Below are 11991 nucleotides of genomic sequence, written 5' to 3' on the forward strand. Positions count from 1 at the left end.
AAACTGCCCTCGCGAGGGCCGTCGATGAAGGCCTGCCAGGTCGACGGTTTGCCATCCTCGATGAGGGGGTTCCTCGACTGATGACTGTGGGTCCGCGTGCTGGTCGGGTGTACTGGTGGTCTGGTCGTGGGGCTTGGATCCGGCGCACCGCCAGTCATCCGACAACCGGATATAATCCTTCCAGGACCGGAGCACATGAGGTGCAGCGATTCGTCATCGCGCCAGTCCACCAGGGAGAGATCGGGGTTCGAGTCCCCGGCCGGCGCTCACCGTGCTCGTTCAATTGGCAGGACGCTCCCGCTCTACATGCAACGTAGACTGCCGCCTACAGGCGGTCCCAGCCCGTTGATGTCGGGCTGGTCAGATGGCCGAGGTTCAAACGCTTCCGCGTCCCGCTGCGAAGTTTCGCCGCAATCGTCGTTTGTCGTTCTGCCAGATGGCTGATGACCTCGATCGCTGTCCAACCGGCTCGCTCGGGCGCAGAGTTGACTGCCGGCCCGTACCAGTTACCTAGGAACTCCAGGGTCAAGTCAACGAGTGCACGTCCGGCGTGCACATCCAGCATGTCGGTCGAAGTTTTGAACCTTCCGTCGTGCAAGGCCGTGTTGCGCAGTACATACAGCCAGCTGAGGTTCTCTTCGAACCGCTTCGCGTTGTCCTCGATCCACTCGGCCAGAGATGCAGGAGCAGCCAACATCGCACGCCAAGTCTGTAGCCGCACCCCGGTTTCCCCACCTAGGCAGTCGGCAAGGGCAGCTAAAGCGTCGGCGGCAGCTCGCAGTTCCGGCTCCGCACCGCAGGGGGCAGCGAAAACATCCAGCCAGCGATCTGGATCTCGCAGCTTTCCGTCATCCTTGACACGCGTCCATGCATCCACCGCCGCACGATGCGACTCGACTTCCAGCGCCCATTCCAACTTGGCACGCCGATCGAGTACAGCGACGCGGGCTGCCTTCGCATGCGCTTCTAGCGCTGCGGCTTTCGCGCCGACGGCGGCCAGAGCCGAGGCCTCCCATTTGCCGGACCTGTTCTCAGCGGAATCGAAGGCGTCTCGTGCCGCCCGCACGGTAGCTGCCACCTGAGTGCGCATCCTCTGATGCAGGTCCACAAGCTGCTGGCGAGTTGCCTGAAGGCCCAGCGCGCGGGCCAGCTTATTGCAGTCGCCGGGCTTCACCTCTAGCGCCTCGAGTGCAGCCCAGCACAATCCTGCTGCCGTCATAGGAGCTTCGGTGACCCGGGCGATATGAGCGGTGCGCAAACTTTCGCGTAGTGCCGACGGCCAGTCGGTGGTCAGGGGCCGCACGAAGCCTGACCCTAGGACGGGCACGGTCAGGCGCAGCGCGCGGCCTGTATCTGGGTCGTAGGCGAGAGTTTCAGGGCGCATCCGGATTTCTGCGATCCGTTGCCCTGCCACGTACTGGTCGAGCGACTCCGATGCCTGCCGCCGACCGAGCGCCGCGGCACCGCCTAAGTCTCGGGTGCGGACGCTGAATGTCAACAGCATGTAGCCAGCAGCCTGGTCTCCCGACCAGTTGCGGCGCGTGGCGGATGCCGCCGCGGCAAGGCTCGCCAGCGCTTTCAGATCTGTCGTGAATCCGCCTGCACCTATCGCCGCCTCACCGGACGCGATTTCTACTGGGGCGGCTGCTAGGTCCATCAGGCTGGCCACCGAACCCAATGACGAGGCGCCTTCGACAACTACGGCAATCCGGAAGTCCCGAACTTCCGGCAGCAGGATCGCCCGCAATCGGTCGACGCCAATCGGACCTTGGCTCAGCGCGGTGCGCACATCGTTGACCAACTGCGGGTGCTGGCGATTCTCCATCATGCAAAGGGCGGCTACTTCCTGTGCCAACCTCCATGCGCTCGAACAAGGCATCCCCTGCCAGACCTTCAGGAAGTAGTCGACGAGAACGGTGCGCACTTTCGCCATATGTCCTGCCAACTGCACAGCAAAGACCGCGCAGTCCGACGGGGCCTTCAGACCTGTTTCCCCGCCGGCCGCAATGGTTCTCAGGAACTGAGTTGCGTCATCGAGCTCTTTCGCCGGGAACATCACACGCGTCGACTCGAACGCGGTCAATACTGAAGAAACCAACCGAAGCGACAGCCGTTCGAACGGCTGCGGAACCCTCCGGTCCGGTCGTGCCCGCGACTCCAACACAGAATGCACACGAGCGAGACCCGCGACTGCGGGCAGAGCAGAGACGACATGCCGGGTGAAGACAACGTCCGGATCGCACGCCGTCAACAGGGTCTCCAGCAAGACTTGTTGGTTGACGTCGAGTCGACCCGCTTCGCACAGCCGGATCCAGGCTGCTTGATCCCGCACCAGTGACATGCCCCGACTCTATGCGCACCAACCCGACCCAACGGCGTCTTGAGCATTTCTCCATCAAAGGCCGTTAGCGTATGCGGCTTCCGCCTGGTTCTGCCGCGCTAGGAAGCACTTTGATACGCCAGATCCGGTGAATCATTGCCAGCAAGTGCTGTCCAGGACACAATGCCGCGTCAAGGAAAGAACTGTTGCGGGCTGCTCATGGCCAACCGCCACTCGGCCCCGTCCTCGCCCGGCATTCCAGCGAATCCATCGACGGTATAAAGCACCATGCGGAATGTGATCCGGGTTTTCGTACCGTTCACCGTCGCATCGGCAACAACCTCGGCAGAGCTGGCTTGGGTGTACGAGACAGTGCAAATCTGGAATGAACTCAAGTTGTACCGCTGATATAGTTCACGAGCTTGGAAAGCACCAGCTTTCCTCCCGCTCACCCCACGCCCTTCCGGCTGCATGAACGGCACCACCAACGCCCACCGCCCGTGTTGCCAGGCGTCGAGAAACTGCGTCGTGCGTGCCACGAGTTCATCGGTATCGAAGCCGGAGTCACCCGCAGCGATCTGCGATGGCTGGAAGTCATCCTTGTATTGCCGGTAGCGCTTTTGGCGCTCTAACGCAGACAGCACTTCGCCCCAAGATGGTTTCGACTCAACGGGTTTCGACGCTTTCGCGGTTGCAACCGACCAATCAGCGACTGCGAACAGCATGTTCCATGCTTTCGTCGCAACCACGACGTTGTTGAAATTAACGACCGATCCGTGCACGATCCCGTGCCGGAACAGATCGAACACCTCGTGATCGATCCGCTTCTTGAAGGTCTTCCCGAACGTCTTCAAAACATGAGTGAGCCCCAGATGATGACCGACAATGCTGTCCCACACCGTCATACCCTCAGGGTCGCGAGATACCAGCCCCTTCCGGACGTCCGGCTCAAAGTCGTTGACGAACCCGTCCATCACAGCAATCAAATGCAAAGCACAGCTGTCGAATTGGCCAGCATGGTAGTGCTCGCGCGCTCTCTCGACTTGGTGCCAGCGATGCTTCATCCCGTCCAACTTCCGGATCTGCGATAGCCACCACTGGGTGATCTCCTCATCGCGGTAGAGGTCGATCAGGCGTTCCTCCGCGGAGGCGGCATCGGAGGTTTCAGACAACAGTGCTTCCACCCGATCCAGGCTGAGGGAGTCGTGGAACACCCAGTTACGGGCGCCCAGGCATTCGTAGAACTGGTCAACGACCACGACCAGTCGCTCCAATTCCTGTTCGGCTCGCAGAAGCTGGGCACGCTGGTCACGAACCACGAATCGTGTGACAACCTTCCCCACCTTGATCTTTCGGGACAGTTCCAGGTAGGTAGGAAGATCCCGCGCTGATCCGTAGGGCCGCAGATCACTCGCTCCAGGTGGCGTCGCTGACATAGCTCGATTCTATTACTGCAAACCCATGGGCGGCCACACGTTTTTGTACCTATCAGGTCGATTTCATGCAGCGATAGACACCTTACTTCGGCAGCAATCGCCAACGCTCAGGCTTCTTCCACATCGCTTCACAGAAACCCTCTATACACTTACCCTTGTCCGGATCATCGATAATCCGGAAAGCCCACGGACCTTGGAAGTCATATCCGTCATTTACTGCGGAATCAGCCACCAGCCTGGTGTCGAAGATAAGAGTGTGGAGCTTACGAGGTCCAGTGCCGTAGCCACCGCGCCATTCGGGTAGTTCCAGGTCAGGACGATAGCCGTGCTTAGTAATTTTTCCTTTTTCGTCGATGGTGACACGGATACCGTAAGGCGGTCGAACGTGGCCCGGCATGAGAGTGAATGTCATCCGGCGAGCAGTGTATTCGTTGATTTCGTCGGCAGGGTCAAATCCGAGTCTCCACCAAGTGTTTTCAGCGGAGACCCCGGTGCCATCGAGCGCAACCTCGAACATCTGCTCAAGGTCGAGGAGGAGCATGTCGAAACCTTCTGGGACGGAGTAGCCCTCCTCCTCCTCCTCTCCGCTCCGGCTGACAACGAACTCCTTCTTGACCGGATACGCAGTCAACACAACATCACCCTCGGCGATCTGGATCGCCTCAGCTAGACGAGATCGAGCAGATTGAACCAGTTCGTTTGCGGCGTCATCGACTTGGGCGGGACGACTGTCAGCGGCAAGCTCGCCGAACTTGGCATGGGCCCATCGCTCATGCTCGGCCTTTAGCTGTCGAAGGTGATCGACTGTATAGGTAATGGGCTGGTCGTCGACTTGTTTGTGGTGCACCTTGCACAGGAGGATGAGGTTTTCATACTTGTCGAGGTCCGAGCTATTGATCAGCCCTGCCCTGGGTCCCCCTTTGGACCGTGCAACGATGTGCGCCTCGTCCCCAACGACCGACTCGCGGTCACCCTTGGTCCCGCCCAGGATCAGAGTCGTCTTGCAGACCGCACAGGAGTTATGGGCGCGAGCCCACAGGATCTTTCGATCTCGATCTTCGATCGCCACACTCGAAGTGTCGCAAACCATTCAGCGACATCGCGACTGTGTCGCGATATTCGACCGACGGGCCTGGCCAGGCCGACGGCGCCACTAGCTTCGAACCAACTCGCCTGTGCAAAACGCCGGCGACGACATGGTCCAATGCGCCGTCACTGTTAGCGCATCCGGCGGTACGGCTGACCGCACCCTGGGCCGTGCTGTCGAGTGCCTCACCCCTGGAGGCAGCATTTGGCTCACCCCGTCACACCACAACCCCAGAACACACCCTCGCGCGGACAACAGCGCCACGCTGAACTGCAACGGCATCACCGCGGAAAAGTGCGTGCCGTGCTGGTCCCGCCGGCCATCCCACCCCTGACACCGATCGCCGAACTGATCGAAAACCTCCGTAGCGCACCAGCACCGGTCCGTGAACCGATCGACAGCAACATCGTCTACAGCATGTGCACCGTGGGCGATGCCGGACGCATCCACGACAAGCACCTGCTGACGGCATTGGGCTGGAACATCGGCACCCGACTCGACATCGGCTGCGACCCCGACAGCGTCGTGATCGTGCACCCCACCGAGCACGGCCATACGCACATGAGCACAGCCCACCAGTTCCGTATCCCGTTCCGGCAGCGCCGCATCACGGACCTCAACGTCGGCGACAAAGTCCTGCTCGTCGCCCACCCCAACGAATAACAACTCCTTATTTACCCGCCACCGGCACTACACGCCCGCTTCGGCCAGCCACGAAACCCGGCGTCATAGAAGATGACCATGCCCGTCCGCACCGTCGCGGACCCCGCAACCATCGCCGCCACCCGAATCCTGTTGTCCCAGATCGGCATCACCCCCGCCGACATGCTCACCGACACCGGATCGGTGCCCACTTTCGGTGAGGCGATCCCGGAAACTCCGCACCACCCTCACCCCAGGCACCCTGCGCACCTACAACACCCACCTGCGCTGGCTCGAAAACACCTGGCCCACCGGCGATTGGACGAAATCTCCACAGCCGAACTCGACCACCGAGCACGACACGTCCAAGCCAACATCCGCACCAACCGCGCCACCCGCAACGGCGCCAGCGCCCGCCAACACTTCATCAGCGCCGCACGCTGCCTCTACCGCTACGCCGAAGACAACAACTGGATCCACCCCACCGCATACCCCGCCCGCAACCTCACCATCCCGGTGCGGCCGGCCTCACAGCGGCAAGCCATCCCCTCCCCCAAACTCGCCGAGATCTACCACATCACCTCGATCACCGGCGACGACCGCGAACTCGACACCCTGCTACTGAGACTGCACATCGAAACCGCCTGCCGCCGCAGCGGAGCTTTGAACCTGCGACCATGCGACCTCGACCCCCACAACTGCCTAATCCTGCTCCGGGAAAAGAACGGCATCGACCGCTGGCAACCCGTCTCCCCCACCCTCATGGCCCACCTCCAACACCACGCACGACAACGCCACAGCCCATCCGAGGGTCAACTCCTGCGCTACCACAACGGCAAACCCATCACACGACGCCGATACGACCACCTCTGGCACCGCATCGGCACCCACCTCCCGTGGGTCGCAGCCCAACACATCACCACCCACTGGCTCCGCCACACCACCCTCACCTGGGTCGAACGCGCCTACGGCTACGCCACCGCCCGCGCCTACGCCGGCCACCACACCCGGACCCACGGCACCACCGCCACCTACGTCAAAGCCGACCTCTACGAAATCGCCACCGCCCTAGCAACACCCGAAAACCACACCGCCACACCACTCACACCACCAGCAACCAGATCGATCCTCACAAAAACCACTACAGCACAACAACATAAGCCAAAACTGGAAGCCAGCCCTGGCTATGTGCTACGCTTCAGCGACGTTAATGTACCGCCCTTGAACACATTCCGACGTCAACAGTGACGCGACCGCGGGTTCAAGTCCCCTCTCGCGCACAGCTTTGCGGCGGCATGGCGCAGCTGCGGTCGGGTAGCTCAACGAGCAGCTGCCATCCGCGCTGAACAGCGAAAATGCCGCGACTCCGCTTTTCGGCCGCTCAGTCGAAGATCGCCGAGAACTTGCCGAGCCCGCCCCGCCCACTCCCCCACACCCGCGCCGGCACCCATCCAGCAGAAACGAATGCACGACCAAGGACCGACTGACCAGGTTGTCCGGTTAGCTGAGGACGCTTTCCTCCACGGCGTGTCGCCGCCCAGCGATGGCAGCGAATCGATGACAAGCAGGTACCGACCGTACTAAGGTGCCACCCCTCTGTTCGCCTGGAAGTAGCCACTACGGAAGACGGTGCCCGCCTGCTTTTTTCGGGTGAGCACGGCAACATCGTCGTCACCAGCAGCGGTCATGACCCTCGCCGCCGAGATCGGCGTGGATCGCTCGGTGACCAGTCGCCATGCGACCCGCCTGGAACGGGCCGGGTTGCTCTGGCGCGCACCCGATCCTGGTGATGCCCGGGCGACGCTGCTCGGACTGACCGATCACGGGCAGCGCGCGGTCGAGCTCATGCGCGAGCGCCTGGCCGGTCGTCTCGACCGGCACCTGGCCGCCTGGCCCGAGGATCAGGCCCGCGCCTTCGCGACCGCGCTGACCCGATTCGTCCGAGAAGAACCCTTCGACTGAAACCTGCGGTCACCGACCTCGCCGAGATGCTGTCCGCGCCACTGGCATCGAAGCCGCCACCAGCGCGCGACCGGCGTCGGTGTGCAGCGAATACAAGTTCTGTGGCGGCCGGGACAGGTCCCTGCCACCACCCAATACTCTGCCCACAGTTCGGCTGGGTGTCACCGAACCACAGCCGCTCGGATACGAAGGAGGATCGTCATGGCCATGCACGTATCGAGGACCGGTATCTCGGCAGCCGTCGCCCTCGCCGGGTGGGGGATCATGCTCGCCCCGACCGGTGCGCCACAACCGGTTTCGAGGCTGGGCAGCTGGTAGCGCGCCGCTTGGCTGCACGGCGCGGCGACCAGCGCCGGAGTTTTCCCGGAAGTGGCCGGTCGACGAATACTGGTGGTCGACGTCGAAGACGCGTTCTCGGCGATGATCGCTCATCAACTGCGTTCGCTCGGCGCGCAGGTCCGCGTCTGTCGCGTGGACGATCGGTATCCGGCCGACGCCGCCGACCTCGTCGTGATGGGGCCGGGGCCCCGGCGACCCACTCGATATCGGCGATCCGCGCATCGCGCGGCTGCATCGGTGGATCGACGGACTACTGACCGACGGTCGGCCCTTTCTGGCCGTATGCCTGAGCCATCAGGTCGTCGGTCATCGACTCGGACTGCGGCTGCCGCGGCGAGAGGTGCCCAATCAGGGGGTACAAAAGGAGATCGATCTGTTCGGTCACCGCGAATGCGTCGGGTTCTACAACAGTTTCTCGCTGCGCAGCGCCGCTGACCAAGTGCTTGCGGCCGGCATCGGGCCGGTGGAGATCTGCCGGGACGTCTCTGGCGAGGTACACGGTTTGCGCGGACCGTTTTTCGCGACCATTCAATTCCACGCCGAGTCGGTACTCACCCGCGACGGAGTTCGCATACTCGGCCGTTTGCTGACCGACATCCTCGCCCACCACACCTCGTACGCGATGGCGCAGGAGCTGCCGATCACGTAGTCGAGGCGATCACTTCGCGCGCTCGGCGGTGTGGGCCGTCAGTCCGTCGAGGATGTAGACCAGTCCTTTCTCGAAATTGGCGTCCCAGTCGTTGTCCATCGGATAGCCATGACCCACCAGGACCGGATACCGATCCTGATGCTCGGCCAGCAGTTCCTGGCTCGCGCGGTAGTCCTCGGCGGAGAATCGGCGGCTGGATCGGCTGGCGGCATTGCCCGCGACGTGGCTGATCAATACCCAGGTGGCCGCGGAGACATGGCCGTCGGTGATTCCCGCCCGCACCAGCGCGGATTGGAGAAACTCCATCCACGCGAGGAAATTGGGGCCGAGCATCGGTCGACGATTCGCCGCCAACGCGGCGGTCCACGGGTGTCGCAGCAGCGTGGCGCGCCAGTTGGTGAGCAGCGTGACGATGTCGTCGCGCCAGTCGTCGGTGTGGTGCTCGGGTATCGGCGTTTCGGCGAAGATCGCGTCGACGGCCAGGTCGATCACGTCGTCCTTGGTGTCGAGGTGCCAGTACAGGGTCGTGGACCCGGTGCCCAAACGCTCGGCGAGCCGACGCATGGTGAGGCGCTCGAGCCCCTCCTCGTCGAGCAGCGCGATCGCCGCCTCGACGATTCTTTCCCTGGTCAGTGGGGGTGCGTTGCGTCCGGTCGGCATCGGGCGCAGCCAGACGCTACGCGTGCTGCCGGCTGCGGACGTGCCGCTGGTTGCCGCATCACCCATGAGATTCACCACCGTAGCTCGCTGTGTCGGTCATCCGGAGATCGTAGTACAGTGATCCGTACTAGATCGACGTTCTAGACATAGATCAATGTTCTCTAGGAGGAAATCGGTGAAGCTCGTTGTGTTCGGCGCCAATGGCCAGACGGGTCGGCTGATCGTCAAACAGGCCCTCGCCGCAGGCCACGACGTCACCGCGGCGGTCCGTCGCCCGCACGAATTTCCCTTGCAAGGCACGAGCTTGCGGGTCGAACAGGCCGACGCCATGAATGTGGACGCGGTCGACCGGGTCGTGGCCGGGCAGGAGGCCGTGATCTCCGCGTTGGGTGGCGCCGGCTACACCAAGGAACAAGTGAGCATCTACTCGCAGGGGATCGCGAACATCATCAAGGCCATGACCGCGCACAACGTTCGACGTTTGGCCTGCGTGAGCACCACCGCCGTCACCTTCCAGACCCCGCCGGGCGAAGACCTGGTACACCGCATTCTCTTCAAACTGCTGATCCGCATGGGGCGGACCGTGTACGAGGACAATGCGCGCATGGAGGAGAACGTCCGCGGTTCCGACCTGGACTGGACGATCATCCGGGCGGCCGGGCTCTTCGACCGGGACACCCGCACCGATTACGAGATCCGCACCCCGGGCAGGCCGGGCCACTACACCGCGCGTATCGACTTGGCGGACGCGCTGATTCGCGCCGTCGTGGAGAATCGTCACGCCGGTCAGGTGATCGAGGCGATCACGACCGAGGGCACGCCCACCGTCCTGGACATCGTGCGCAAGGAAGTGTTCGGCCGCGCTGACCGCTGAGCGGTCAGTTCGGCGCTGAGCGGTCGAATCTGCATCAGCCCGATGAATGTCATTCCGACCGCGAGAGAATCGGACCCCGATGCCCGGCGAGAAGCTTTCTAACCGCCTGCCCACCCGTCGGAGATCGGCCCATTGGCCAGTGCATGGACGGCAGAGGTGATGGCCTCGCGGAGTCGTTCCGGGGTGTAGTCGGGGCCGAGGATCATGCGGCGCAGCCGTGGCATGGCCACGCTCCAGCCGACGAGACCGAGGGTGAGGAACAACAGGGCGCGTGGGTCGTCGGCGCGTGCTCCGGTTGCGGTTTCGGCGGCGTTGATCTTGTCGAGGTAGTGCCGCGTGCGTGCCTATTCTTCCGGCACCGGGTCTTCGCCCAATTCCAATGCCTCCCAGAGCAATAGCCGTAAGGCTTCGGGATGGGCGCGGTGGTAGTCGAACAGGGCTCCGGCGTATCCGCCTGGCTTTGGCCGCGGCGGCGGGAGCCACGAGGAAGACGTTTCCCCCAGCCTGTCGGCGAGTCCCGCCCGATCTAAGTTAGATCAGATCTAACTTAGATATGATCTAAGTTAGATGAAGGAGGTTGGAGATGGAGTTCACAGGGAGAGCTAGCGACCTCGACCTACTGGGCCGTCAGCTGGCAATGACCGTCGGTCAGAAGGGTGACACACGAGGCCGAGCGGTCATCGTGACCGGGCGTCGGCGGGTTGGGAAATCACGACTGGTGCAGGAGTTCTGTGATCGGTCCGGCCGTGCATACGTGGTGTTCCAGGCCACCCGAGGACGCAACCCCGTGGCCGAGCGTGAAGACTTCATCGCCGCCATCGCTCATTCCGCGCTGGGCCAAGCGGAGCTGGTAGCCGGGTTGCACGCCTCGGATTGGAATCAAGCATTGCGTGCGCTGGCCATTGCCGTGCCTGACGACACACCCACCATCGTCGTTATCGACGAGGTGCCCTGGCTGACCGAACAAGACGGCGAGTTCGAAGGTGCACTACAGACGGTCTGGGACCGCCATCTGTCGGCTAAGCCTGTCCTTTTGGTGCTGGTCGGCAGCGACATTTCGGTGATGGAAGCACTGCAGTCCCGCGATCGGCCGTTCTTCGGCCGAGCGACGAAGATGACCGTCGAACCGTTGCATCTGGCCGACGTGGCGACCATGACCGATCTCGACGCCGCCGCTGTCGTGGACGCATCGCTGATCACCGGCGGATTCCCCGAAATCGTCCAGTCTTGGGAACCGGGAATGAGCAGAACCGATTTCCTGCGGGCATCCGCCGACAATCCGCTCTCACCGCTGCTGGTGGCCGGCGAGTTGTCGCTACTCGGCGAATTCCCCGAAGCATCGCGCTCGCGGGCGGTACTCGAAGCCGTCGGCGCCGGCGAACGCACGTTCAGCACCATCGCCGCGCAAGCAGGCAGCTCGGGCGCGCTGCCGGCGGGAACTCTCACCCCTCTGCTGAACACCCTGCAAGCCAAGCGAATCGTCGCCGCGGATCTGCCGCTCTCCACGAAACCTGACACCAAGAACAAGCGCTACCGCATAGCCGATTCGTACCTACGCTTCTGGCTGGCTTTTCTGCAACGAGGCATTCCGCTCATCGAACGCGGCCGCGGCGATCTCGCCCTGGCGCGCATCGAACGCTCCTGGACCTCATGGCGCGGGCGCGCCGTGGAACCACTCATCCGGCAATCACTGCTACGCCTGCTGCCCAACGATCAATGGCCGGAGACCGAGGCGATCGGCGGGTGGTGGAACCGCCAGAACAATCCCGAAATCGACCTCGTCGGCACCGACCGAGAACCGGTCGGCACGGCCATACAATTCATCGGCTCCATCAAATGGCAAGACGACCGCAAATTCGACCGCCACGACTACGACGCCCTCACCCGAACAATCCTGTCGGTGCCGGGTGCCGACATCCACACACCGCTGATAGCCGTGTCACGCTGCGGCGTCGACCCCGGCCTACCATTGGCGACCCACTGGGGGCCAGAAGATCTCGTCAACGCCTGGCACTGAAGCCT

12 protein-coding genes and 1 pseudogene are annotated in these 11991 nt (G+C 62.9%); 7 read left to right on the forward strand and 6 right to left on the reverse strand.

What is annotated here, in order from left to right:
* Window positions 1-325 precede the first annotated feature (325 nt).
* The 3 genes from ON39_RS42995 to ON39_RS46590 all read right to left on the reverse strand — a co-directional run bounded on the left by ON39_RS42995 (window position 326) and on the right by ON39_RS46590 (window position 4825).
* On the reverse strand, window positions 326-2341 hold the full coding sequence (locus ON39_RS42995; RefSeq protein WP_146251226.1) for a hypothetical protein: 2016 nt from the start codon (window positions 2339-2341) through the stop codon (window positions 326-328).
* A 170-nt stretch (window positions 2342-2511) separates the two neighbouring features.
* Window positions 2512-3756 carry a hypothetical protein gene (locus ON39_RS43000; RefSeq protein WP_146251225.1) on the reverse strand — a complete coding sequence of 415 codons (1245 nt, stop codon included), beginning with the start codon at window positions 3754-3756 and terminating at the stop codon, window positions 2512-2514.
* Between the two features lie 82 nt (window positions 3757-3838).
* Window positions 3839-4825, reverse strand: coding sequence for an HNH endonuclease (locus ON39_RS46590; protein ID WP_157195639.1), 987 nt, complete (start codon window positions 4823-4825; stop codon window positions 3839-3841).
* Between the two features lie 321 nt (window positions 4826-5146).
* Between ON39_RS46590 and ON39_RS43010 the strand changes: the two genes are divergently transcribed.
* The 5 genes and pseudogenes from ON39_RS43010 to ON39_RS51630 all read left to right on the forward strand — a co-directional run bounded on the left by ON39_RS43010 (window position 5147) and on the right by ON39_RS51630 (window position 8435).
* On the forward strand, window positions 5147-5506 hold the full coding sequence (locus ON39_RS43010; protein ID WP_040742846.1) for a hypothetical protein: 360 nt from the start codon (window positions 5147-5149) through the stop codon (window positions 5504-5506).
* Window positions 5507-5638: 132 nt separating this feature from the next.
* The gene (locus tag ON39_RS43015; RefSeq protein WP_218006206.1) at window positions 5639-6733 is read left to right on the forward strand and encodes a tyrosine-type recombinase/integrase; all 1095 of its coding nucleotides are present in this window, start codon (window positions 5639-5641) and stop codon (window positions 6731-6733) included.
* 438 nt (window positions 6734-7171) lie between these two features.
* On the forward strand, window positions 7172-7447 hold the full coding sequence (locus ON39_RS43020; RefSeq protein WP_051187850.1) for a MarR family winged helix-turn-helix transcriptional regulator: 276 nt from the start codon (window positions 7172-7174) through the stop codon (window positions 7445-7447).
* A gap of 390 nt (window positions 7448-7837) precedes the next feature.
* A pseudogene (locus ON39_RS51625) lies at window positions 7838-7957 on the forward strand (hypothetical protein); the annotation flags it as partial.
* 70 nt (window positions 7958-8027) lie between these two features.
* On the forward strand, window positions 8028-8435 hold the full coding sequence (locus ON39_RS51630) for a glutamine amidotransferase-related protein (RefSeq protein WP_373283795.1): 408 nt from the start codon (window positions 8028-8030) through the stop codon (window positions 8433-8435).
* A 9-nt stretch (window positions 8436-8444) separates the two neighbouring features.
* Here the strand turns inward: ON39_RS51630 and ON39_RS43030 are convergent, their stop codons facing one another.
* Window positions 8445-9161 carry a TetR/AcrR family transcriptional regulator gene (locus ON39_RS43030; protein ID WP_040742892.1) on the reverse strand — a complete coding sequence of 239 codons (717 nt, stop codon included), beginning with the start codon at window positions 9159-9161 and terminating at the stop codon, window positions 8445-8447.
* Between the two features lie 109 nt (window positions 9162-9270).
* Here ON39_RS43030 and ON39_RS43035 point away from each other — a divergent pair, with 109 nt between their 5' ends.
* Window positions 9271-9969: an NAD(P)-dependent oxidoreductase gene (locus tag ON39_RS43035; protein ID WP_040742848.1), complete on the forward strand. Its 699-nt coding sequence runs from the start codon at window positions 9271-9273 to the stop codon at window positions 9967-9969.
* Window positions 9970-10067: 98 nt separating this feature from the next.
* Here ON39_RS43035 and ON39_RS51080 read toward each other — a convergent pair whose 3' ends face one another.
* Window positions 10068-10193, reverse strand: a complete 126-nt coding sequence (locus tag ON39_RS51080) for a hypothetical protein (protein WP_255219348.1) — start codon at window positions 10191-10193, stop codon at window positions 10068-10070.
* 120 nt (window positions 10194-10313) lie between these two features.
* On the reverse strand, window positions 10314-10472 hold the full coding sequence (locus ON39_RS50315) for a hypothetical protein (protein ID WP_169335971.1): 159 nt from the start codon (window positions 10470-10472) through the stop codon (window positions 10314-10316).
* An 80-nt stretch (window positions 10473-10552) separates the two neighbouring features.
* Between ON39_RS50315 and ON39_RS43045 the strand changes: the two genes are divergently transcribed.
* The gene (locus tag ON39_RS43045) at window positions 10553-11986 is read left to right on the forward strand and encodes an ATP-binding protein (RefSeq protein WP_040742850.1); all 1434 of its coding nucleotides are present in this window, start codon (window positions 10553-10555) and stop codon (window positions 11984-11986) included.
* Window positions 11987-11991: the final 5 nt, after the last annotated feature.

The sequence above is a fragment of the Nocardia tenerifensis NBRC 101015 genome, assembly GCF_000308715.1.
GTDB lineage: Bacteria > Actinomycetota > Actinomycetes > Mycobacteriales > Mycobacteriaceae > Nocardia > Nocardia tenerifensis.

What these genes read in the sequence shown, in the direction of transcription:
- ON39_RS51080 (WP_255219348.1), bottom strand. Translation starts at nt 10,193, where the DNA reads ATGCCACGGCTGCGCCGCATGATCCTCGGCCCCGACTACACCCCGGAA.
- ON39_RS43030 (WP_040742892.1), bottom strand. Translation starts at nt 9,161, where the DNA reads ATGGGTGATGCGGCAACCAGCGGCACGTCCGCAGCCGGCAGCACGCGT.
- ON39_RS43020 (WP_051187850.1), top strand. Translation starts at nt 7,172, where the DNA reads ATGACCCTCGCCGCCGAGATCGGCGTGGATCGCTCGGTGACCAGTCGC.
- ON39_RS43000 (WP_146251225.1), bottom strand. Translation starts at nt 3,756, where the DNA reads ATGTCAGCGACGCCACCTGGAGCGAGTGATCTGCGGCCCTACGGATCA.
- ON39_RS43045 (WP_040742850.1), top strand. Translation starts at nt 10,553, where the DNA reads ATGGAGTTCACAGGGAGAGCTAGCGACCTCGACCTACTGGGCCGTCAG.
- ON39_RS42995 (WP_146251226.1), bottom strand. Translation starts at nt 2,341, where the DNA reads ATGTCACTGGTGCGGGATCAAGCAGCCTGGATCCGGCTGTGCGAAGCG.